The sequence below is a fragment of the Acinetobacter sedimenti genome (assembly GCF_022601685.1).
Taxonomy (GTDB): Bacteria; Pseudomonadota; Gammaproteobacteria; order Pseudomonadales; family Moraxellaceae; genus Acinetobacter; species Acinetobacter sedimenti.
This window is the reverse complement of the sequence record NZ_JAKUML010000008.1, coordinates 92,365-116,227: the sequence shown is the minus strand read 5'-3', so window position 1 is coordinate 116,227 and position 23,863 is coordinate 92,365. Positions and strand designations below refer to the sequence as shown.

General features: G+C 42.5%; 16 protein-coding genes. 7 read left to right on the top strand and 9 right to left on the bottom strand.

Annotated features, from left to right (window positions below; translation table 11 throughout):
* Positions 1 to 3: 3 nt before the first annotated feature.
* The 7 genes from MKI79_RS06660 to MKI79_RS06630 form a co-directional block, all read right to left on the bottom strand.
* Positions 4 to 426, bottom strand: a complete 423-nt coding sequence (locus MKI79_RS06660) for an ExbD/TolR family protein (RefSeq protein ID WP_241571258.1) — start codon at positions 424 to 426, stop codon at positions 4 to 6.
* Positions 416 to 1,096, bottom strand: coding sequence for a MotA/TolQ/ExbB proton channel family protein (locus MKI79_RS06655; protein WP_241571257.1), 681 nt, complete (start codon positions 1,094 to 1,096; stop codon positions 416 to 418). Before MKI79_RS06655 ends, MKI79_RS06660 begins: the two co-directional genes overlap by 11 nt.
* 42 nt (positions 1,097 to 1,138) lie before the next feature.
* A complete protein-coding gene (locus tag MKI79_RS06650; RefSeq protein WP_241571256.1) occupies positions 1,139 to 2,032 on the bottom strand; it encodes a ParB/RepB/Spo0J family partition protein in 894 nt (297 codons plus the stop codon).
* Positions 2,029 to 2,835 carry a ParA family protein gene (locus MKI79_RS06645; RefSeq protein WP_241571255.1) on the bottom strand — a complete coding sequence of 269 codons (807 nt, stop codon included), beginning with the start codon at positions 2,833 to 2,835 and terminating at the stop codon, positions 2,029 to 2,031. The genes MKI79_RS06650 and MKI79_RS06645 overlap by 4 nt, the downstream gene beginning before the upstream one ends.
* Positions 2,836 to 2,993: 158 nt before the next feature.
* Complete coding sequence (gene rsmG, locus MKI79_RS06640; protein WP_241571254.1) at positions 2,994 to 3,626, bottom strand: 16S rRNA (guanine(527)-N(7))-methyltransferase RsmG; 633 nt, start codon at positions 3,624 to 3,626, stop codon at positions 2,994 to 2,996.
* Between the two features lie 157 nt (positions 3,627 to 3,783).
* The gene (gene murU, locus MKI79_RS06635) at positions 3,784 to 4,497 is read right to left on the bottom strand and encodes an N-acetylmuramate alpha-1-phosphate uridylyltransferase MurU (protein ID WP_241571253.1); all 714 of its coding nucleotides are present in this window, start codon (positions 4,495 to 4,497) and stop codon (positions 3,784 to 3,786) included.
* A complete protein-coding gene (locus MKI79_RS06630) occupies positions 4,494 to 5,534 on the bottom strand; it encodes an aminoglycoside phosphotransferase family protein (RefSeq protein ID WP_241571252.1) in 1,041 nt (346 codons plus the stop codon). The genes murU and MKI79_RS06630 overlap by 4 nt, the downstream gene beginning before the upstream one ends.
* Positions 5,535 to 5,683: 149 nt before the next feature.
* Here MKI79_RS06630 and MKI79_RS06625 point away from each other — a divergent pair, with 149 nt between their 5' ends.
* The 7 genes from MKI79_RS06625 to MKI79_RS06595 all read left to right on the top strand — a co-directional run bounded on the left by MKI79_RS06625 (position 5,684) and on the right by MKI79_RS06595 (position 18,419).
* Positions 5,684 to 8,203 carry an LPS-assembly protein LptD gene (locus MKI79_RS06625; RefSeq protein WP_241571294.1) on the top strand — a complete coding sequence of 840 codons (2,520 nt, stop codon included), beginning with the start codon at positions 5,684 to 5,686 and terminating at the stop codon, positions 8,201 to 8,203.
* Between the two features lie 53 nt (positions 8,204 to 8,256).
* Positions 8,257 to 9,618, top strand: a complete 1,362-nt coding sequence (locus MKI79_RS06620; protein ID WP_241571293.1) for a peptidylprolyl isomerase — start codon at positions 8,257 to 8,259, stop codon at positions 9,616 to 9,618.
* Between the two features lie 163 nt (positions 9,619 to 9,781).
* Positions 9,782 to 13,381 carry a DNA polymerase III subunit alpha gene (dnaE, locus tag MKI79_RS06615; protein WP_241571292.1) on the top strand — a complete coding sequence of 1,200 codons (3,600 nt, stop codon included), beginning with the start codon at positions 9,782 to 9,784 and terminating at the stop codon, positions 13,379 to 13,381.
* 56 nt (positions 13,382 to 13,437) lie between these two features.
* Positions 13,438 to 14,346: an RNA methyltransferase gene (locus MKI79_RS06610; RefSeq protein WP_241571251.1), complete on the top strand. Its 909-nt coding sequence runs from the start codon at positions 13,438 to 13,440 to the stop codon at positions 14,344 to 14,346.
* Positions 14,339 to 15,148 carry a serine O-acetyltransferase gene (cysE, locus tag MKI79_RS06605; RefSeq protein WP_241571250.1) on the top strand — a complete coding sequence of 270 codons (810 nt, stop codon included), beginning with the start codon at positions 14,339 to 14,341 and terminating at the stop codon, positions 15,146 to 15,148. Before MKI79_RS06610 ends, cysE begins: the two co-directional genes overlap by 8 nt.
* Positions 15,149 to 15,322: 174 nt before the next feature.
* On the top strand, positions 15,323 to 16,243 hold the full coding sequence (locus tag MKI79_RS06600; protein ID WP_241571291.1) for an ABUW_2363 family tetratricopeptide repeat lipoprotein: 921 nt from the start codon (positions 15,323 to 15,325) through the stop codon (positions 16,241 to 16,243).
* A gap of 127 nt (positions 16,244 to 16,370) precedes the next feature.
* Positions 16,371 to 18,419, top strand: a complete 2,049-nt coding sequence (locus MKI79_RS06595) for a lipase family alpha/beta hydrolase (RefSeq protein WP_241571249.1) — start codon at positions 16,371 to 16,373, stop codon at positions 18,417 to 18,419.
* Between the two features lie 100 nt (positions 18,420 to 18,519).
* Here the strand turns inward: MKI79_RS06595 and MKI79_RS06590 are convergent, their stop codons facing one another.
* Together MKI79_RS06590 and MKI79_RS06585 are read right to left on the bottom strand one after the other, a co-directional pair.
* Entirely contained in the window at positions 18,520 to 19,626 is a 1,107-nt protein-coding gene (locus MKI79_RS06590; protein ID WP_241571248.1) for a beta-ketoacyl-ACP synthase III, read from the bottom strand.
* Positions 19,627 to 19,707: 81 nt separating this feature from the next.
* Positions 19,708 to 23,817, bottom strand: coding sequence for a DUF3418 domain-containing protein (locus MKI79_RS06585; protein WP_241571290.1), 4,110 nt, complete (start codon positions 23,815 to 23,817; stop codon positions 19,708 to 19,710).
* Positions 23,818 to 23,863 lie beyond the last annotated feature (46 nt).

Genomic DNA, 23,863 nt, shown 5'->3' with positions numbered 1-23,863 from the left:
CGATTAATAACCTCTCGCAGGAACTTTGGTACTGATATTGATATTCATAAAGCCGAGCTTACCCGCAACATCCATGACACGTACTACATCTTGATGTGCTGCTTTGGCATCAGCTGCAATGATCACAGGCATATCACGTCGATCAGCTGTTGCTTGCTGTATTGCCGTAGTCAATTGCGTTTCATCATTGCCTGCCAATGCCTGACCATTCACCGTGTATTTTCCGGAAGCTTGAACCACGACTTCCACACGCTCATCTATCGACGTCGGTGGCACACCTTGCGCATCAGGCAAAGTCAGATTCAAACGACTATGCTGATTAAAAGTGGTCGATACCAAGAGGAAAACCAATAAAAATAATAAACAGTCAATCATCGGGGTTAGATTGACTTCGATCTCATTGACACGTGGGCGATTAAACTTCATCCGCCACCTGCGCTTCGATCAATGCTGAATCGTCATAAGCAGGTTCATCATTTTCTACAATTTTAAAGTGTGCATCATAAAACAATGCGGCATGAAATATAGTTGCTTGTTGTTCCATTTCCACCACATATTCCACGATCACACGTTGAAAATAGCGATAAGCCATCAATACAGGAATTGCAATAATCATACCTGCTGCCGTGGTAATTAATGCCTTAGACACGCCTTGTGCAAGCAATGCAGGATCAGTCACACCGCCCGTATTTACAGCAAGAAAGGCTTGAATAATCCCCAACACAGTACCGAGCAAACCTAAAAGCGGTGCAATCGAGCCAATGGTGCCTAAGAAATTAATATTTTTTTCAAGTGAGGCAATTTGTACACTGGCTTCAGTTTGCATTTGCTTTTGTGCAAAATCCGCACCTTTGCTTTTAAACATATAGCCTTTTTGCAAAACTTTTCCTAATGAAGATGCAAATAATGACTTTTGATCTTGCAAGTTCAATGTCCCGCTTTGCGCACGAGCTAAAACTTCATTCGCCAAATTTTTTGGAATCACTTGTGATTTTTTTAGTCGCAAAAAGCGTTCAATACAAATCGCTAATGAAATGATTGAACACAAGATCAGTGGGACCATCAACCACCCACCAGCTTTAATAAATTCCCACATAGACCCCTCTGTACTTCAACAAATAACGACGACTTATTTTGATTATTCAAACACCTTCAAAATACCATCCAACTCATCGAGTGAATGATACTTGATGACGATTTTGCCCTTTCCTTTGGCATTATAATCAATCTGGACTTCCGCACCGAGCTTTTCAGTCAACTTTTCAATCAACTGATTGATATCCGATGAAGGCTTCGCTTTCTCACTCGATGATACAGGCTTTTGCAACTCACGCACGAGCTGCTCTGTTTGACGTACAGACAAGTCTTTTGCCGCGACTTGCTGTGCAATCTTAGCTTGTTCAGTCTTCTTCAACGGTAATAATGCACGTGCATGGCCCATATCAATTTTTTGCTCATCCAATAAGACTTTGACGCTTTCTTCTAAACTGAGTAAGCGCAATAAATTACTTACAGAAGCACGAGCTTTACCGACTGTTTCTGCAATCTCTTGATGACTTAGTCCAAACTCTTCATGGAAGCGTTTTAATGCTAAAGCTTGCTCCATTGGATTCAAATCTTGACGTTGAATATTTTCAATCAACGCCAAAGCAATCGCCACTTGATCCGACATGTCACGCACGATCGCAGGGACATGTGTTAAACCTGCAAGTTTGGCAGCACGCCAACGACGCTCACCAGCGATAATTTCATATTGTGCTTCTTCGCCTTCACTACTGACTCTACGAATCACGATCGGTTGCATCACACCGTGTTGCTTGATCGAATCGCTCAGCTCTTTTAAGGCTTCATCGGCAATATGTTGACGTGGTTGGTATTGACCACGCTGCAATATATCTACAGAGATTTGTTCGAGTTGACCATCTTCAAGGTCTGCGGTATTCACAGAAAGATGTTGTTTCTCTTTTTTCACTGAACCAAGTAGTGCATCTAAACCACGACCTTTGGCTAAGCCACGTTTTTTTACAGTCATGATTTTGCTCCTTGCTTTTGTTCAGCTTGTTTCTGTGCAGCCTTTTTCATTTTTTTGACGAGTTCCGCTGCGAAGGTGAGATACGACACTGCACCTTTTGAGCTTTTCTCAAAATACATTACAGGTACACCATGTGCAGGCGCTTCTGCCAAGCGTACATTACGTGGAATCACGGTCTGGAATAATTTATCGCCAAAATATTGTTCCAATTCTTCGGATACGTCTTTGGTCAAAGCACTCCGTCCATCATACATGGTGCGTAAGACGCCTAGAATTTCTAAGTTAGGATTTAATGTTTGATTAATGCGTTCAATGGTTTGACACAAATCGGCTAAACCCTCTAAGGCATAATATTCACACTGCATTGGGATCAATACGCTATCCGCTGCACAAAAGGCATTCACCGTAATCAAATTCAGACTTGGCGCACAATCAATCAGGATAAAATCAAAATTGTTTTCGATCTGCTTTAAGGCATCACGGAGAATAAATTCACGCTGTTCTTGCTCAGCGATCACCAGCTCTGCACCTGCAAGCTCTCGATTTGAGCCAAGCACTTTATAGTTCGACTCGACTTTGTTGATGGCAGCTTCGATCGGCGCATCACCCAACATCACATCGGCAATGCTATAGTTCAATTCATTTTTATGTACGCCAGAGCCCATCGTGGCGTTGCCTTGTGCATCTAAATCCACTAGCAAAACACGCTTTTTTAGCACTGCTAAAGATGCAGCAAGATTGACTGCGGTGGTGGTTTTTGCGACACCACCTTTTTGATTTGCAATTGCAATTATTTTAACCATAAAATCTTTTTCGCCATTAAAGCTATCTTCGTCAATTCACTTAATACTTATTTCAATACTTCAATCAGGAGCATCATCCACCACGATAATGGCGATCCATTCTAACAAAGTCTTTTTTAATCCTATGGGTTATACATCACTTGTTTTGCAATACAAAGTCACGATGATTGACTTAAAACAATTAAGTGCCGTTGTTCATCAAGTTTCGGTACTTTGAGTGCAATGATCTGCTGTGACCAATTCGATAAGCTTGATAGCTCATCATGTGGCACAACACCTTTCATCGCAGCAATGACTGACTGCTCATGCATATAAGGCTTTGCTGCATCAACAAAATCAAGCAGTGAGGCAAAAGCACGACTAGTAATGACATCGAAATGACCAAGATCGTTGATACTCTGCTGATCTTCTACCCGAGTCTGCACCGCTTTGACATTGGTGAGCTTCATATCTGCAATAAATTGCTTCAAAAAACGAATCTTTTTACCATTTGAATCAAGCAATACGCACTCACGCTCAGGCTGACACAATGCCACAATCATGCCTGGCATGCCACCACCTGTACCTACATCGAGCATTCGCCCTTTTGGAAAATGATTCAAAATACTCAAACTATCCAGTAGATGCTTAATCAACATTTCCTTTGGTTCACGGATTGCAGTGAGGTTGTAAGCTTTATTCCAAAGCACTAAGGCATCTTGATATTTCAGCAAGTTGTTCAGCACCTGTTCGGATAAGTCCAAATTCAGTGCAGACACACCATCGGTCAAAGCTTGATAGTACGGGTGCATAAATCCTCAAAAGAATATATTTATCATCTTAAATAAATGACTTCTACTTAGTGCTTAAAGCATAATTCGAAACGCACCTATTATGCGTGGAACATCTTGTAAAACGCAAACTAGTTTCACTGAAATCACACGTTTTGACACGTTTAATTGTAGAGAATTAGATCTGTCGTTTTCGAATCTGCTCATCCAACTGCATCAAACGCTCTGGTGTCCCTACATCGACCCATGCTGTAGACATTTTTTCACCACTGACTAAACCTTGTTGCATCGCATCTTTGAGCAATGGTGCAAGTGGGCGTTTGCCTTGTGGTAAATCTGCAAACAGCTTTGGAGATAAAATGCTGATCCCTGAAAAAGTTAATGCCTCACCCGCTTTCTCTTGCTCAAATGTGCTAATCACACCATGATTTGCAGTGCCATTCGATAAATCATCACTTAAAGTAAAATCACCATTTGGATGTTGCGGTGGGTTATCCACCAAGACCAAATGCGCCAAGCGATCGCCAAGCTCAACATTTTTTAATGCTGAAAAATCATAGCGTGTCCACACATCACCATTCACCACGAGAAAAGGTTGATCTTCAAAATGGAATAAAGCTTTGATCAAACCGCCTGCAGTTTCTAAGCCTTCATCTTCTAAGGACCAAAGAATTTTCACACCAAACTGCGAGCCATCACACAAGGTATTGACCAATTGATCTTTTAGCCATGCCGCATTGATGATGATTTCTGTCACGCCAATTTTAGCCATTGCTTCGATATGCCAAACGATCAGTGGCTTACCGCCTACTTCTAACAATGGCTTTGGCTTATATAAAGTCAGCGGTCGCATACGATTCCCCAAGCCTGCCGCTAAGATCATCGCTTTCATTGGCTTACCTCTTCTTTTAACATTTCAATGGTCAATTCTTGATAAGTCCCATATTTTTGTTCAAATTTAGGCATCACGTCATTTTCGACAAATGATTGCAATTCAGCCAATTCAGGGCAATTATTCAACTCTTGACGCAAGTACCACATCACACGTGGTAAATCTTTCAGATAGCCCGACTTGCCATCACGCACGAATAAACGCACAAAGATGCCTAAAATTTTCAAATGACGTTGAATCGACATGACTTCTGCATCAATCCGAAACTGTTCCAGGCTACGCCCGACCTTTGCAGACTCAGGTAACAGTCCATAGAATTGATCAATCCATTTTGCCACTTGCTCAGGCAACCATTGCACATAAGCATCACGTACGATCGAGATCAAATCGTAAGTATCAGGACCAACCACCGCATCTTGGAAGTCGATGACACCCAGTACAGACTCACTCTCTAAAACCATCAGATTACGGCTGTGATAGTCACGATGCACGATGACTTGTGGTTGATTTTTCAGATTGTCCAAAATCCACGCATAGCTGTTGTTCAACATGCTTTGTTGCGCTTCGCTCAATGTAATATCCAAAGCAGGCAACATCCAGTGATCAAACAAGCGCATTTCATCAGTCAATTTTTCCGCACTATATTGTGGGAAAATCTGCGCATCGACAGCAATACTTTGCAGTTGGATAATTTGCGCAAAAGCTTGTAAGTAATATTGATCAACCGTGCTTTGATTTAACTCGGTGGATAGAAGCTGATCGCCAAAATCTTCAAGTAATAAAAACCCTTGTGTTAAATCTTGTGCAACGATCTGTGGCACACGTGCACCGTAACTTGATAAATAGCTTGCGATTTGTACAAATGGTGCACAATCTTCTTTTTCTGGTGGTGCATCCATCAGCATATACCGCTGTGATGAAAGCGCAATCCTTGCATAACGCCGAAAACTTGCATCCCCAGCTAAGTAGTTGATTTTGAAATCTTGTTGTGGCAAAACTTGGTTTAACCAAGCATCAATTAACTGTTCTCGTTGCATGTAAAGCGAATCCCTAATTGCAAAAAGCGTGCATTATTTAGCGAACTAAGTGTAGTCGTTTCCGCTTTTTTTCTCTATCATGCAATGAAAATATTTCTTTGCACTTTGATTTATTCCCAAATTCTGATAACTGACTTTGAACCTATATGATGACCCATCAATTTAAAAAAAACACCTTATTCAAAGCCGTCATTGGACTGATGAGTCTTGGTGCTTTTCAAATCGCTTATGCGGAAAACAGCAACGCAAATGTTGACAACGTAGAATCATCACAAGCCACAACAGCAGACTCAAAAGTCGTCAGCAAAGAGATACATTTAGATAAAACTCCAAGTAAAAGTGGTGGTCTAACCCCTGCCAATAGTCAAGAAGCGCAAGACTTTTATCGGCAGTATTATTTAACGCCATCAGAAATCGCCGAATCAAACCCAAAAGATACATACAAAGATCAACTCTGTTCGGGAATGTGGGTGACACCGATTGGCACCGATGAGCAAGCACCGAGCGATCCAACCCAAGCCACTGCAACGATTAGTGCTGAAAGTGCTTATTACAACCCAAATGGTACGTCCGTACTCGAAGGTGATGTACAGATCGACCAACAAGGGCGAAGCATTCGTGCAGAACGCTTAGAACTTGATGAAACCCAAACCTACGCCAAAGCACAAGGCAAAGTCCAACTCGCTCAAGGTGGCATATTTTCACAAAGCGATGAAATCGTTTACAACCTGAAAACGCAACAAGGCGATCTGAAGGATAGCTATTTTATTAGTGAAGCACAGCAAGCGCATGGCTATGCCTCAGAGATTCGTCGTACTGCACCTGATGTGGTGATACTTGATCATGCAAGCTATTCGACCTGCACACCAAGTACAAGCCCTGCATGGCACATCCAAGCCAAATCGATCGAACTGAATCAGACGACTGGACGTGGTGTGACTAAAGATGCTCGACTTTATATCAAAAACACCCCAGTTCTTCCTGTGCCGTATTTTAATTTTCCAATTGATGATCGACGCACCACAGGTTTCTTAGTACCTAGCTTTGGTTATACCAATGATGGTGGTTTACAGCTCGGCGTACCGTATTATCTGAACCTTGCGCCAAACTATGATATGACGGTGACTCCACGATATCTGAATGGTCGTGGCATCATGGCGGAAGGTGAATTCAACTACCTCACCGAAGATTATGGTTTTGGTAAAATTTGGGGTGGTTATCTGCCTCAAGATCGGGGCTATGATGATCAAGATCGTAAAGATTTGCACTGGGAGCATTTTTGGAAAATAAATGATCAATGGAATAGTGCCATTGATTATAACTACGTATCTGATGAAGACTATTTCACAGACTTAGGAAACTCTCCAGATAGTGAAGATTTAGTCCATCAAGAGCGTACTTGGGTATTGAACTATGCCAATGGTATTCCAGGCATCACCGCTCAGCTTAAAGTTCAAGACTTTCAAACTTTAGATGAATCCATCGACGACGTAGATCGTCCTTATGCACGCTTGCCACAGTTTATTTTTCACTATGCAGGTGGAAAATATGATGGCTTAGAATATGGTTTTTATAATGATACGGCATACTTTAAAAAGTCTATCGACGACGGCTCAGCATTAGAAAGTAGCGGTACACGGATTTATAATCAGCTGTATAGCCGTTACAACTTTAGAACACCAAGCGCCTTTGTCATTCCTGAAATTTCAGTGCGTAGCATCAACACTTTCTTTGATCGGGACAGCAAAGTTGATCTCGGTTTTGATGAAAATGAATCGGTTGAAAAGTCAGTTGCTGTACCACAGTTTACTTTAGACACAGGTTTAGTTTTTGAGAAGCAAGGCAAGTTTTTGCAAAGCTTAAGCCCTCGCCTATTTTATGCTTATTCACCTTATCAGGCGCAAGACGGTTATCCAAACTTTGACAGTACCCAAGCCTCTGTCAGTTACGATCGTTTATTTAGTCCATATCGTTTTTATGGACATGATCGCTTAGAGGATAATCATTTTGCATCGCTTGGTTTAACCTATCGCTTATACGACACCATTGGCTTAGAGCGCTTACGTGCAAGTATCGGACAGAGCTTTTATTTTGCTGATCGAAAAGTCCGTCTTGATGCGGAGAATGATCCGATCGCAACAGATGATTACTCTGGTCCTGTAATGACATTTTCTAGTCAACTCAGCAATAATATTCATGTGACATCGAATACAGCGTTTGATGCGGACGGTGAGAATACGTTTAGCAATCTATCGTTGAATTATGCCGATGATGTTGGACAACTTTACCATCTTGGTTATGTCTATCGTAACGACCTTGCCGAACTGCGTCAGCAAGCTTATCAACAAGTGGTTGGCTCATTTGTGCAACCGATTCACAACAATTGGCGCCTCATGGGTCACGTACAATACGACATTGATAATGACTTGACACGTGAAATTCTACTCGGTTTAAATTATGAATCTTGCTGTTGGGGTGTTTCAGTCTATGCACGTCGATACTATAATGATCTCGACGACCCGACTGATGAAAACACCTCAGCGAAGAAAGCCATCATGGCAGAATTTAGTCTCAAAGGTTTAGGCGGATTATCAGGCAAATTAGCCTCATTATTAGAAGATCGTGTCATTGGATTTGATCATGTTAACCAAACTTGGACTCAACGTTAATGAATAACCCTACTGTACTCACACCTGTACTTACATCTAAATTACGTCAAAACATGATGAAAATTGCCCGCACTACTGCGCTAGTGGTTGCGTTATCTGCATCAGCGTCAATTTATGCAGCGAATATTGATCAAGTGGTTGCAGTCGTTGGTGAAAGCGCAATTTTGCAAAGTGATCTAGATCAAGCGAGTGCCGTTATTCAAGAGCAAATGCAAAGCCAGGGACAACAAGTTCCCTCTGCATCTATTCTGCGTAAACAAGTATTAGAACAACTCATCTTACGTCAAGCTCAAATTGAACAAGTGCGTCGTCTAGGTGTGAAACCGAGCGAAACTGAACTCAATCAAGCTGTGTTGTCGATAGCAAAGCAACAAGGTGCTGATAGCCTAGAAGAATTCCAACGTGGTCTTGACAGCCAACGTGCAGGTAACTATGAGCTACTTCGCAAGCAGGTGTCAGAAGATTTAAGTGTCAATCGCCTACGTCAACAACAAGTCATGTCACGTATCAAAGTATCTGAGCGAGATATTGATAACTTCCTAAATTCCCCACAAGGTCAAGCAGCACTTGGTAGCAAAGTTCATGTACTTCACTTACGTGTTGCTCCAAAGTCGGAAGCGACCGAAGCAAATGTGGTCACTGAAACTGCAAATGCTGTACGCAATGCATTGGCAACGAGTGACAATATCAAAGAGATTGCTGAGCAGAACAGCAATGATCAAGTCGTGGTGCAAGGCGCAGACATGGGCACACGTGCTTTATCTGATATTCCTGCCGATCTTGCCGCTCGAATCAGTGGTCTTGAAGTGGGTAAAACGACAGAATTAATCAATGCCAAAGATGGTATTCATATTTTAAAACTACTTGAACGAACAGCTGATGGAAAAAAAGCTTTAGTTCCTCAATATTTTACACGTCATATTTTGATTCAACCTTCAGAAGTCGTTAGCCCTGCTGATGCAAAACAGCAAATTGATCAAATCTATAGCCGTCTACAACAAGGCGCTGATTTTCAAGAAATGGCAGCGACCTATTCTAGTGATACTGGATCAGCACGTAATGGCGGTAGTTTGGACTGGGTTTCTCCTGGTGTGATGGTGCCTGAGTTTGAAAAAATGATGACTTCTACCTCCGTTGGTCAAGTCAGCAAACCATTTCAAACACAATACGGTTGGCACATCTTGACCGTTGAAGATCAACGTCAGAAAGATATGACTGAAGAATATCAACGCCGTATGGCAAAACAACTTTTGAGTGAGCGTCAGTTTGATGCAGAGCTTGATGGTTGGTTACGTGAAGTCCGTGCAGAAGCTTATGTGGATATCAAAGATCCAAGCTTAAAAGATGCCGATGCGCAAGCGAGCTCAACGCCACCGACGACTGAGCCAAGTACAGATTCAAGCACCGAAAACTAATAGATTGGTGTAAAAACCGATTCATTTTCTGATAAAAAACCAAATCTCGTATTTGGTTTTTTATTTTCTTCAAATCAGATCAGTCAAAGCTAAACACTCGTGCTAAGATTTGATGTTCGTATTGATTTTCCAATTTTCATAATTAGGTTAGACGGTTTCAATGATGCAATTTGTCCATTTAGGCATTCACAGCGAATATTCGATTACGGATTCGATTATCAGAATCCCTGATTTGGTCAAAGCTGCCGCCGAAGACAAGATGCCTGCTTTAGCACTGACTGACCTGTCGAATATGCACGCAGCGGTGAAGTTTTATAATGCCTGTCTAAAGCATGGCATTAAGCCTATTTTCGGTAGTGATCTACGTCTTGGTGAAGAGCATCAACGGGTGCAACTGCTTGCAATGAACCAAGCGGGCTGGCTCAATCTCACCGAATTAGTATCCAAAGGTTTTACCCATGGACTGAAACTCGACATTCCTACGGTTCAGTCTGAATGGATTTGTCAGCAATCTGATGGACTGATTGCCCTCTTGGGAATCCATAGCGATGTCGGTCAAGCACTTTGCTCATCCAATCCTGATAAAGCCGAGCCACTGATTGACGCATGGAAAAATGCCTTTGCTAATCGGGTGTATTTGGCGATTAGCCGAGTCGGTTTACCGAATGAAGAATTGTTTATCCAACAAGCCTTACAACTCGCACAAAAATATCAAATCGGTGTGGTTGCGCACAATGATTTACGCTTTATCAAGCAAAGTGATTTTGAAGCGCACGAAGCTCGGGTTTGTATCGCCGAAGGCTATGTACTCGGTGATGATCGCCGTCCGCAAAATTATACCGATCAGCAATATTTCAAATCCAATGCTGAAATGCAAACATTGTTTGCCGATTTACCGAATGCGCTGACGAATAGTTATCTGATTGCACAGCGCTGTACGGTGAATCTGACGTTGGGTAAAAACTATCTGCCTGATTATCCGATACCACCTGAACACACCATTGACTCATTTTTCCGTCATGTCTCAGAGCAAGGCTTAGTCGAGCGACTTGCCTTACTTTATCCTGAAAATGAGCGTGATGAATCATGGGTTGAGATTGATAAAAAATATCACGATCGCCTGACCTATGAGATTGATATTATTCTCAAAATGGGTTTCCCTGGCTACTTCCTCATCGTCATGGACTTTATTGGCTGGGCGAAAAATAATGGCGTGCCTGTCGGACCGGGTCGTGGTTCGGGTGCAGGCTCGTTGGTTGCCTATAGTTTAAAAATCACCGATCTTGATCCGCTACGTTATGAACTGCTTTTCGAGCGATTCCTGAATCCTGAACGAGTGTCGATGCCCGATTTCGATATTGACTTCTGTATTGCAGGACGTGACCGAGTGATTGATTATGTGTCACGTCATTATGGACGAGATGCAGTATCGCAGATTGCCACATTCGGTACGATGGCAGCAAAAGGTGCGATTCGAGATGTAGCCCGAGTTTTGGGTAAATCATATGGTTTAGCCGATCGTATTTCCAAACTTGTGCCGACGAAGCCACTCGGTGTCGATCTAAAAACTGCTTTGGAGATGGAACCAGAGCTTAAAGACATGGTCACCAATCCTGCCAATCCTGAATATGATGATGCCTCGGAAATTTGGGACATGGCGCTTAAGCTCGAAGGCATTACTCGTAACACAGGCAAACACGCAGGTGGCGTACTGATCTCCCCTGGGAAAATTACCGACTTTTCAGCGATTAGCTGTGAAGCGGATGGCACAGGACGAGTCAGCCAGTTTGATAAAGATGACGTCGAAGCGGTCGGCTTGGTCAAGTTCGACTTTTTGGGACTGCGAAATCTCACGGTCATTGAAGATGCAATGACGCATATCAATGCACGCTTGCCTGAGTCCGAACGGATTATCCTCGAACAGATCGCTTTAGATGATAAAGCCGCCTATGAGGTGTTCGCTGATGGCAATACCACAGCGGTATTCCAGTTTGAATCCGTCGGTATGAAACGCATGCTCAAAGAAGCACGTCCAAGTCAGTTTGAAGAAATTATCGCTTTCGTATCGCTGTATCGTCCTGGTCCGATGGATCTAATTCCCGACTTTATTCATCGTATGCACGGTGGCAGTTTTGAATATCTCCATCCACTGCTCGAAGATATTTTGAAACCGACTTACGGCATCATGGTTTATCAAGAACAGGTGATGCAAGCGGCACAAGTCTGTGCAGGCTATACCCTCGGCGGTGCGGACTTGCTGCGTCGTGCTATGGGGAAAAAGAAGCCTGAGGAAATGGTCAAGCAACGGCAAATCTTCCTCAAAGGTGCAGCCACCAAAGACATTGATGAGGTCAAAGCCAATGAAATTTTCGATTATATGGAAAAGTTCGCAGGCTATGGTTTTAACAAATCGCACGCTGCAGCCTATGCCCTCGTCGCCTATCATACTGCATGGCTGAAAGCTCATTATCCTGCCGAATTTATGGCGGCGGTGATGTCATCGGAAATGCAAAATACTGATAATGTGGTGTTTTTAATTGATGACTGTCGAAGCAATGATTTGACGGTTTTACCACCGTCAATCAACATGTCGGACTACCGCTTTAAAGCCAGTGACCCAAAAACTATTGTCTATGGATTGGGTGCGATTAAAGGCGTTGGTGAGCAGGCGATGCAGTCGGTGATTGATTCCCGAGTCGCGCAAGGTGAATATCAAGACTTATTCGATTTTTGTCATCGTATTGATCTCAAGAAAATTAATAAACGTACATTAGAAGCCTTAATTCGTGCAGGTGCGCTCGATTGTTTGGGTGAAGAGCGTGCGATTTTGATGGAAAATTTACCCGAAGCAGTGCAAGCAGCGGAACAAGCTCGCAACAACCGTGAATCAGGCATGATGGATTTGTTTGGTGAAGTCGAGCAAGTCCAGCGCAAACCAATGAAACCAATCAAACCGTGGAGTGATGAAGTCCGCCTGAAAGGTGAAAAAGACACGCTCGGCTTGTATCTGACAGGTCACCCGATTGATGTGTATAAAGATGAATTAAAACGCTTTATTCCAAATACACTCAATAATCTCAGTACCACACGACGTGGACAAACCACCGTAATTGCAGGATTAATTATTGATGTGGCACATTTCCCGAATCGTACCATGATCACTTTGGACGATGGCACGGCTCGCTTTGAAATATCTACAAATCGTGAACGCTTTGAACGCTACAAAGAATTTTTCCAAAATGAAACTGTGGTGGTCATTGAAGGCGAAATCTATGAACGAGAAGGTTTTGATCGCCCGCTTGGAAGACTCAGCAAAGCATTTAACCTCAATCAAATCCGTGAAAAACGAGCCCAAGCCATTCATTTACGTTTCCATGAAAATGAGTTAAGCGCTGATTTTGCCAATGATTTACTCACTGCGATTGCGCCATTTTGCCAAGTTACGAATGCGGTACACATTCCGATCAAATTACTATTTGAAAATCACTTTGCAACTTATGAATTGCAACTTGGTGAGGCTTGGCAAGTCACACCAACCGATGATCTGATGTTGAAATTACGTGATCATTTGGGCAAAGAACATATTCGGGTGGAATATCAGGTCAAATCAAAAGCTGCGCAAGTGGTGAAACCGAAATATAAAGTGATCGATGAACCACCACCGCCATCACAGCAAAATCGCCAAATTGATGATAGCGAACTCGATGGTATGTTGCGTAGTGATGACTCGTTTGAGTATAGCGAAGATATGCGCTATTCCTAAGGCATTAACATACGCACAAGCCACATTTATCAAATATTCTGAAATTTGAAGGAAATATGTCTACTCAAGCGACTGATTTACTTGATCATATCCGTATCGTGATGGTCAATACCACACTCCCTGCAAATATCGGTGCAGCCTTACGTGCCATGAAAACCATGGGCTTAAAGCATTTGGTTTTGGTTGCGCCAAAACATTATCCGCACCCTGATATTGATGCGCTGTCCGCAGGTGCTAGTGATTTGATCGAACATATTCGAGTGGTTGAGCGGATTGAAGATGCCTTGGCGGATTGTCATGTGGTATTTGGCACCAGTGCTCGCAGTCGTACAATTCCTTGGCCGATTTTAGACGTTCGCCCTGCCAGTCTTGAAATCGCCAATGCAACAGAAAAAAATCAACAGGTGGCCATTCTGTTTGGACGTGAAGATCGTGGCTTGACCAATGAGGAGCTTGCGCTTGCCAATTATCACCTGACCATTCCAGTCAATCCAGAATACGCTGTACTCAATGTGGCACAAGCCATTCAAGTGGTGTGCTATGAGCTGAGAATGGCGTGTCTGCAACATTCCGAAGCAGAAAGTCAAAATCATGCACTCGAAAAAAATGATGCTGTCGTAACCGCAGAAAAAGTCGAAGCCATGCAATTGGTACAAGGTCAGTCGATGCAATGGGATGAGCCCTTAGTGACTCAAGATCAGATGCAACAGTTCTATCCGCATTTCGAGCAAACCTTAGCCGATATTGAGTTTTTAGACCCTGAGAATCCACGCTTATTACCACTGCGTTTACGGCGATTATTTGGTCGGATACAATTGGATCGTATGGAATATCATTTGCTCCGTGGTGTGTTTAGTCGTGTCCAAGCCTTACGCAAAGGCACATGGCAACCACAAGATAGCAAAACTGCCACAACTCCAAACGATGAAAAGCAGAACACTCAAGGAGATCAAACAGATGTTTAAACAGCTTAAACAAGATATCAAAGCGGTGTTTGATCGTGATCCTGCAGCACGTAATGTTCTCGAAGTCCTCACCACTTATCCTGGTTTTCACGCTATTGTTATGCACCGTTTGGCGCATGGACTCTGGCAAAAAGAATTAAAAGGTACCGCACGAGCGATTTCTGCATTTTCACGCTTTGCCACAGGCATTGAGATTCACCCTGCAGCAAAGATTGGACAAGGCTTTTTTATCGATCATGGTATGGGTGTTGTGATCGGCGAAACAGCAGAGATCGGCGATGATGTCACGCTGTATCATGGTGTGACGCTGGGCGGTACCACATGGGATAAAGGCAAACGCCACCCAACCCTTGAAGATGGTGTGATTGTTGGTGCAGGTGCGAAAATTCTTGGACCTTTTACTGTTGGGAAAAATGCCAAAGTTGGCTCGAATGCCGTCGTGACCAAAGCCGTTCCTGCAAATACCACCGCTGTTGGCAACCCTGCACGATTTATTCAAAAACAAGTGACCAGAAAGCAAGAAGAACCAATCATCGAAAATGTTTCACAAGATAGCACATGTACTGATTTTCAACCTTATGCCGCATCACACAGTGAGCCTGATACGGTACTGGAAAGTCTACGTATCTTGTCAGAACGCTTACAAAAGAACGAAGCGCATTTGAAAAAAATGTGCGAACAACTGAGTAAGCTTGATCCTGAATTTAAACGCCCTCGCCTTACGCCATTATCTAAACAAGACATACAAGTGCTTGAAGAAGTACAGCGTGAGTATGATCTTAGCGTTAAACATGAAACCTAAACATTATACGGATTTACATGTAATAAATTTCACAGCAAATGAATCATTAGATTGACGCCAAATCATATGACTGTTTTTTACACAATCACTTACTTGATTTACGCAACTATGATTGAAGCAAAAAAAAATATTCCTTAGACTCGATCTTTTAAAATTCTTTGATGAGAAGAAATGATGCAAATAAAACCAATTTTTAGTTTCACTGTTTTAAGTCTTTTTGTCAGTGCATGTACAGTGACGCCACCTGCGCCAGTTGAGCAAAAAAAATTCGTTGAGCCTGAACCAATCGTTTACACCGAACCGCAAGTTTCTGCGCCTTATTATGCTCTGAATCCTGCAGACTATACTGCGCCGCCAGAGTTCGAAGTTAATCTACAAAAATCAATCAATGCACCACTCACCAAACTTCGTGTAAAAGCTGATCCTAATAATCCAAACTCAGCAGAAATCATTTTAGATAAAAATCGTTTTATTATTCCTGTCGCCAATAGCAATGACAAAGCCTTGAAATTTGCAGCGCTTGCTCAAGATAACGAATTAGATGTCACTGATATTGATGACTTTTTAACGATTTTAGAGGGCAAGGCACGTCATTACCCTACACGCTTTGATGTCAAACGTGAGAAAAGTGGGATGACGGATAAATTAAAATCCATCATTCATACTCTTGATCGTTATGCAGTTCAGCCGAATGCCTCATATGACATCTTGCTTCGCGCTGCAAAAGCCAGCCATATGGCGCGAAACCTTGATATGGGTGAAACTTATGGACCTAAAGCACTTAGCTACGCGACTCGTTTGCTGAAGATGAAGCCAAATGATCCTGAAACCAGTTTTTGGTTAGGTTTTGGTTTATCTGAAGGTGGTGCATTCAAAGAAGCAACTCCTTATTTGAAGACTGCAATGGAAGCCGATATTCAAGAAGCGCATCTTTCGATGGCAAACAACTACTTGAGTATGGAACAAAAGAAAAATGCCGTGACCACTTTGAAGAATTACAAAGTGAAATACCCTACTGAATCTGCGATCGTTGACCGTCTTGTGACAGAGATTGAATCAGGTGGTCGCTATAACGTGTGGCAACGTGGCAGTTAAGTCTGTTTTGAAGATCAAAATCATACTTACAAAGCCAGTTTACGAACTGGCTTTTTTATATTCATCTCATGGAATAAAAGTGTAATAATCTGCTCTTAAAATTGAATAAGTTTTGATGGGGTATTTCATGTTTCAACAATCTCTCCTTGTTGTGCTAAGTATTAGTATGCTCGGTTTGACAGGTTGTCAGGTGGTGAGTGTTAAAGAACAAAAAGTCGGCACAACACTCAGTAATGAACGTGACAGCATTCTGACACGTGACGAGCTCAGTGAAGCTAGCTTGAATGTGCTGTCGATGTCGGGACAAGAAACCAAAAAATGTATTAACGATCCCAATCAATGTATGCAGGATTTAGCACAGATTCCTCAAATCGTTGATGAACAATATCTTTCGGCAGGCAGTGAAATCTTTCTTGCACATGCGATTCGACTCAATGAGTCTTCGAGTTGTGATTTTGCAAAAACACATGCCAAAGAGGGACAAAACAATTTAGATGAAAAACAAAAAGAAAAATATCAACAACTTGGTCAGCAGTATATTGAGTGTACAACAAAACAATTAGAATCTTTAAATAACGCCATTCGTTATAGCTATGCCTACCTGTTTGCCACCAAACGCCCTGCGACACAGCGACTTTTTGACAACCGTCAAGTACAGGTTCGAGATTTTTATAATCAAGCGATTGCCAATCTTGTTAACAAATTCAATCAACAAGATATCCAAAAGCAATCTTACAGCACAGGCAAGATGGATATTGGTGAAAGCGTTTATCACGTCAATCTTGATCAATATCCTAGTCTAGCGATCAAAGACGTGGATCAGCTTGTTTCAACCTATAACATCGGATTTTCAGGATTACGCTCGATCAGCCGTCGTGATGGCTTTGGTTCAGAGTTTGCGGTACAACTGAAAAAATCCGAGAAAAAACCATTACAAGAGTTCCACATTGATCCTTTTCTGAATCTTAAAAACATTTACGACCATCCAAATATACACGAAGCTCAAATTATCCCTGCGACGATCGTCGTTGCTCCGAAAGATCGTGGTTCAGTAAAAGCGATTTTGAACAGCAAAGATTTGATCGTGAATACCGTTGATCCAAATAAATATAAAGATATTAAAGTCAATGATCAGATCTATCCATTGGCAGCCAACTTTTCCGCACCTTATGGACTATGGCTTGCCAATAATAATCTTGGTGTCGCAGGTTATTTGTCTTTAATTGACCGTGAGCAAGACCTGATTATGCCTCACCTGTTCATGCTTGAACCGTACAATCCAAAGAAAAAAGTCATTGTGATGATTCACGGTTTGGCAAGTAGCCCTGAAACATGGATTGCTCTGACTAATGACATCATGGGCGATAATGTTTTACGTGAGCATTATCAAGTGTGGCAAGTGTTCTATTCGACCAATATGCCGATCATGGAAAGTCGTTACCAAATCTACGCTTTGCTCAAACAAGCTTTCGACGGTGTGAATCAACACCACCCAACACACACTGCAACCAATGCTGTATTACTTGGTCATAGTATGGGTGGTGTGATCGGGCGTTTGTTGGTCAGTGATGCAGACTACAGCACGAAAGTCATGGAGCATTTAAAACAAAATGACTTTAGAAATTACAACAAGATTAAAAATCTCGCCGCTGCACAGCCACGATTTAGAATGAATGCACTCACGCCACCGATTGATCGTGCGATTTTTCTTGCCTCCCCATTTCGAGGGACCGACTTTGCAGATCGCTGGTTTACTCTTGCTGCACGTAAAATCATTCGCCTACCGCAGAACTTCTTAAAAGCCACACTGACTGCTGCAAAAGCAGGACTAGGCGATGAAGAAGCACAACAGATGCTGGAACGTATTTCTAAAGATTTTCTACAAAATGGTCCAAGTGATCTAAGTAAAAAATCTGCATTTTCAAAAATCACAGGTGAAACCAAAATTAATTCAGGTGTGAAATATCACCTTATTATGGGTAACTACACAGACTCAACCGACAAGGATGTCATCACTGATGGCATTGTTCCTTATCACAGCGCACATATTGATGGTGCGGTGTCTGAAAAGATCATCAAAGGCGGACACTCAATTCACTTGAAGCCTGAAGCGGTGCTCGAAGTACGTCGTATTTTGCGTTTACATTTGCAAGAGCTTGGACTTTATAAGCCATAAACTGATTGAGTTGAATCACACTGAACTTTAAGCATAAAAAAGCAGATCACCGTGATCTGCTTTTTTACAGCTTTTTTGATAAATCTTTTAAAAAAATGATCTATCTTGCAGCAACCTTTTTCACCACGATTGACCCAAGCGAATAGCCTGCACCAAATGAACACAGTACGCCATATTCACCGACTTCGACCTCATGCCCAGTCTTGTGCATCGCGATGATCACACCTGCCGAAGAGGTATTGGCATATTCATCAAGTACGATTGGCGCACGTTCTTTCTCAATGTCTTTACCCAAAAGTAGCTTTAGAATCAAAGCATTCATATTGGCATTGGCTTGATGTAGCCAAAAACGCTTTGGTGCATTGACATCAATGTTTAACTGACCAAGTTGTGCAGTAATGGTCGATGCAACTAATGGAGAAACTTCTTTAAAGACTTTGCGCCCATCTTGCTTAAATAACAGACCTTTGGTCGCCTCTTCACTGGAGTTCAGGAAGCCGAAATTATTACGGATATTATTCGAAAACTTAGTCACGAGCTGACAGTCAAGTATCTCAAAACCTGCCTTCGTATCTGTCTGCTCAACGATCGTTGCAGTTGCCACATCACCAAAGATAAAGTGACCATCACGCGCGCCAAAATCATTATGTGCAGAAGTGATTTCTGCATTCACCACCAAGACACATTTTGCACCGCATTTGATCGCATCATGCGCCTGCTTGATGCCAAATGTCGCAGCCGAACACGCCACATTCATATCATACGCATAGCCTTCGATACCGAGCGCATCTTGGATTTCGATCGCTACTGCAGGATAAGCACGCTGCATATTTGAACAGGATAAAATCACTGCATCGACATCAGCAGCCGTGACACCTGCTGCTTCCATCGCCATTTTTGCAGCTTTGACACCAATCTCTGCTTGGATTGAGATTTCATCATTACTCCGCTCACGTAACTTTGGACGTAGTCGATTAATGTCTAGAACACCTGACTTTTCTACCACATGACGAGATTTAATCCCTGAAGCTTTTTCAATGAACTCTGGAGTTGAACTGCGCAGCTCTTCAAGCTCTCCACGTGCAATCGCATCGGCATTTTTTGCATTGTAATGCTCCACATAAGCATTTAAGCTCGCAACCAATTCTTCGTTGCTAATGGATTCAGGGGGGGTGTACAACCCTGTTCCAGTGATACGAATGCTCATGTAAAACTCCTTATAACTGTGTTCACAATTTAATTCATGAACGACTTATTTCTCAATCTTAAATTCGGTAAATAATTCAATTTAAGACTTAATACCCAACTCATCCCAAGCCTTTTGCAAACGCTTTGGAGATATGGCGAATTTGGTTTTCATCGGCTGTGCAAACAGTGAAATACGCAGTTCCTCAACCAATGGGTAAAAGCCTTGCGTATGCTTGCGAGGTGTGTTGAAAAGCTTATCCATCCATGGATCAATGATATTGATGGCATCTTGATCTTTATTAAGATTATTCGCTAATCGCTCCAAACGCAATTGCACAGCAGATAAATATCGTGGATATTCAAGCCAAGTCGTACTCGATTGCTGATATACAAACCCATCTAACTGCATCAAATCCAATTGATCTTCAATATCATCAATACTACGAGCAAATACATTTAAATCAATAGTTAAAAGCATGTGCCTGATCGACTGCCACGTCATATAAATCTCAGAAAGAACTTGCAATACAGTCTGTCCAATACTTAAAAATTGCTGCTTGCAAAATTTAAGCAACGCATCAAAACTTTGTGCATCTGTTGCATCAACATGATTTACCATTTTGGACTGTTCACGACCCAACGCCACACCATGTTCATCCAAACAGCGTTGCAAAGTGGCATAGATCAAAATTTGTTCCAGCTTTTGCTTATTGCCCAGTGGTGCAAATGTTAAAGCAAATGACTTGCTGATCTGCTTCTTCAACTGACGCTCTAAGTCACCGAGTTGCAAATGGATCAAATGAATTAAGCCTTCACGATGTACTTGCATCGCTAGATCAACATCATGGAAATGCTGAATCACTACACCGACTGTTTTATCATTTAAATCCATAGTTTGGAATGCGACTTTCGGTGCAAGTGCTTGATAACGCTGTACCACAACACCAGACACTTTCGTTGCTGATTCAAACACAAAATCTTGCGGAAACTCGGTAAATGCGCCTTTGGATTCGATCACTGGACGTTGGATTTGCACCTGACAACGTGCTTGTAATTCCTCCAAATCACGCCCTTGTGCAATGATTTTTTTGCGCTCATCAATGACTTTAATCAGTGGTAAAAGATAATTGGGCAATGATTCCAAACTAAAATCAGTTGCTAGAATTTGCTCAGCACGCAATTTAAATGCAAGCATATCAAAAATATGCTTTTGAAAATCCTGTTCGCTCAAATTCTGATGAATTTTTCTCGCTGTATCTGGAATTGGCACCAGTTGACGACGTTTATCTTTGGGTAGATTTTTTAGTAAGGCTTCGATCAACTCCAATCGCCATCCTGCAATACCCCACGACCAACGAGCTTGATCAATCTGCGACAAGGCTTGCACAGGAATCGTCACCACTGCACCATCTTCATCATGGCTTGGATCAAAACGATAATTCACCGCAAAGCGCAATTGTCCATTATGAATAAAGTCTGGAAATTGGTTTGTCGTTGGTCGATCACTTTGCCACAGCGCATTTTCATCAAAAAATAAAATTTTGGGCTGTTTGGGCTCAACCGAAGCACGCCACTCATCGAAGCTACGCCGTGAAGCAACGTCTTTGGGAATACGCTCAGCATAAAACTGATACAGGGCTTCTTCATCGACGATTAAATCTCGACGACGTAGCTTATCTTCCACTCGTTCAACTTCTTGTAATTTCTGTACGTTATGCACTAGAAACGGTGGATTTTGTCCGAGCTGATTGGCGACCAAGGCATCTCGCAAGAAAATCTCATGCGAGGCTTCGACATCGATTTTTTCAAAATTGACCAATTGCTTGGCTTGAATAATTAGACCGAATAATGAAATCTGCGCATAGGCATTGACCACACCATTTTTCTTTGACCAATGTGGCTCAAAATAGTGATATTTCAACAAATCTCGTGCCGCAAGCAAAATCCATTCTGGCTCAATCTTGGCAAGGGTTCGGATAAAGACTTGCGAGGTTTCCACCATTTCAAATGCCATCACCCACGGCACTTGCGCCTTGTGCAAACTACTGGCAGGGAAAATCCGTGCTTTTTGCTGACGCACTGCTTGATAGACATTGCGCTCATCGGTCTTTTGCGCAATAAATGACAATAAACCTATTAAAAGCGCACGATGCAGATTTTCATAGTTTGCAGTTTGACCAATGCTTTGCTCGGTACTTTTTTCAGAATTTTTTTCCGCACCTGTCTTAGAACTGCCTTTCGACATGTCATTTATCGACATGCCAAGCTGTTCTGTCATCTCACGCAACTGCTGATAAGTCTGCCGCCACTCACGCAGGCGTAACCAACTCAGAAAATGCTGACGCGCAAACTGACGGCGCTTATTTTCACTGAGTTGATGCTCTTTTTTGAGATTATCCAGTGTATTCCACAGCTTGAGATAAAACAGAAAATCAGAATCAGCTTCTTTAAACAGCGCATGTTTTTGATCGGCTTGGGTTTGTTTGTCGGCAGGACGTTCCCGAGGATCTTGTACAGCTAAGGCACTAACAATCACCAATGTTTCCGCTAAGACACCGAAATGCGCACCGCCTACCAACATCCGTGCTAGGCGTGGATCAATCGGCATTTTTGCCATAGTTTGACCGACTTTTGTGAGTTCTCCACCTTTGTGTGAATCTCCCCTAGCCCCTCTTTTTGAAAGAGGGGAACTTCCCCCTTTGCTAAAGGGGGATTGAGGGGGATTTGAAAAATTTCCCTCTTCTTCCAATGTAGATCGAGGAGGATTCAACGCACCTAATTCGATCAACAATTTCCGTCCATCATTGACTAAGCGATGATCAGGTGGCTCAATAAAATCAAATTGTTCCAAATTGCCCAGACCGAGACTTTGCATCTGCAAAATCACTGAAGCAAGATTGGTGCGTTTAATTTCAGGCTCAGTAAACTCAGGACGAGATTGAAAATCTTCCTCGCTATACAGACGAATACAGACACCTGCTGCGATACGACCACAGCGACCTTTACGCTGATTGGCCGCCGCTTGGGAAATCGCCTCGATCGGTAAGCGTTGCACCCGTGAGCGATAGCTATAACGTGAAATCCGAGCAAAACCACTATCAATGACGTAGCGAATATTTGGCACCGTCAGAGCTGTTTCTGCGACGTTGGTGGCGATAATAATGCGTCGTCCTTTACCACTTGGGCTAAAGATTTTCTGCTGTTCGGACAATGCTAAACGTGCGTACAATGGCAACACTTCGGTATGTCGTGGACCATATTTTTCTAAGGTTTCTTGAAGCTCTCGAATCTCCTGCTCGGTACTGGAGAAGATCAGAATATCGGCATATTCAGGATGTCCTTTGGCTTCGGCATCGGCAAAGCACTCCTCTACCGCTTGCACCACTGCACGAGGCAGGTTTTCTTCAAAATCGTCAAATTCATCATCATCACTACCGCCAATCTTCATCTCAGAAATCGGTCGGTAACGAACTTCCACTGGGAAACTCTGTCCTTCCACTTCGAAGATCGGCGCATCATGGAAATATTGGCTAAAGCGATTCACATCGAGCGTTGCCGACGTTACGATGATTTTTAAATCTGGACGTTTCGGTAAAATGTTTTTCACATAACCCAAAATAAAATCAATATTGAGCGAACGCTCATGCGCTTCATCAATAATAATCGTATCGTACTTGGTCAGATAGCGATCATGCGCAAGCTCTGCAAGCAAAATCCCGTCGGTCATCAGACGCACGAAAGAATCTTGATTACCCTGTTCGTTAAAACGAACTTTAAAACTGATACTTTTGCCGAGTGGTTCTTTCAGCTCTTCTGCGATCCGCTGTGACACGCTTCGAGCTGCAAGACGACGTGGCTGAGTATGTCCAATCAATCCAGTCAATCCACGTCCTGCCAACATAGCAATCTGTGGCAGCTGTGTGGTTTTGCCTGAGCCTGTTTCTCCTGCGACGATGATCACTTGATGCTTTTGAATCGCTTCTATCAATTTGTCTGCATATTGGCTGACAGGCAGATCTTGATTTAAGGAGATCTCAGGTAAACGATTTTGACGTTCAAGGACTTTTTCATGTGAGCTTTGCAAAAACTGTTGGTACTTTTCTTCTGCTGTGTTGATTTGATCTGTAGCTTTTGGATCTGTCGCTTTTAGTTTTTGGGCTTTGTGTAAATCTTTTTTTAGACGTGACAAACGATGGCGATCCTTTGCCATCACTTGCAAGTTTTCAGTATTTTGAAATGATTTTTGCGTCGCAGTA

Bases quoted from the DNA above. Each gene is read 5' to 3' on its own strand.
- MKI79_RS06660 (WP_241571258.1), bottom strand. From the start codon at position 426: ATGAAGTTTAATCGCCCACGTGTCAATGAGATCGAAGTCAATCTAACC.
- MKI79_RS06655 (WP_241571257.1), bottom strand. From the start codon at position 1,096: ATGTGGGAATTTATTAAAGCTGGTGGGTGGTTGATGGTCCCACTGATC.
- MKI79_RS06650 (WP_241571256.1), bottom strand. From the start codon at position 2,032: ATGACTGTAAAAAAACGTGGCTTAGCCAAAGGTCGTGGTTTAGATGCA.
- MKI79_RS06645 (WP_241571255.1), bottom strand. From the start codon at position 2,835: ATGGTTAAAATAATTGCAATTGCAAATCAAAAAGGTGGTGTCGCAAAA.
- rsmG (WP_241571254.1), bottom strand. From the start codon at position 3,626: ATGCACCCGTACTATCAAGCTTTGACCGATGGTGTGTCTGCACTGAAT.
- murU (WP_241571253.1), bottom strand. From the start codon at position 4,497: ATGAAAGCGATGATCTTAGCGGCAGGCTTGGGGAATCGTATGCGACCG.
- MKI79_RS06630 (WP_241571252.1), bottom strand. From the start codon at position 5,534: ATGCAACGAGAACAGTTAATTGATGCTTGGTTAAACCAAGTTTTGCCA.
- MKI79_RS06625 (WP_241571294.1), top strand. From the start codon at position 5,684: ATGACCCATCAATTTAAAAAAAACACCTTATTCAAAGCCGTCATTGGA.
- MKI79_RS06620 (WP_241571293.1), top strand. From the start codon at position 8,257: ATGATGAAAATTGCCCGCACTACTGCGCTAGTGGTTGCGTTATCTGCA.
- dnaE (WP_241571292.1), top strand. From the start codon at position 9,782: ATGCAATTTGTCCATTTAGGCATTCACAGCGAATATTCGATTACGGAT.
- MKI79_RS06610 (WP_241571251.1), top strand. From the start codon at position 13,438: ATGTCTACTCAAGCGACTGATTTACTTGATCATATCCGTATCGTGATG.
- cysE (WP_241571250.1), top strand. From the start codon at position 14,339: ATGTTTAAACAGCTTAAACAAGATATCAAAGCGGTGTTTGATCGTGAT.
- MKI79_RS06600 (WP_241571291.1), top strand. From the start codon at position 15,323: ATGCAAATAAAACCAATTTTTAGTTTCACTGTTTTAAGTCTTTTTGTC.
- MKI79_RS06595 (WP_241571249.1), top strand. From the start codon at position 16,371: ATGTTTCAACAATCTCTCCTTGTTGTGCTAAGTATTAGTATGCTCGGT.
- MKI79_RS06590 (WP_241571248.1), bottom strand. From the start codon at position 19,626: ATGAGCATTCGTATCACTGGAACAGGGTTGTACACCCCCCCTGAATCC.
- MKI79_RS06585 (WP_241571290.1), bottom strand. From the start codon at position 23,817: ATGGCAAAGGATCGCCATCGTTTGTCACGTCTAAAAAAAGATTTACAC.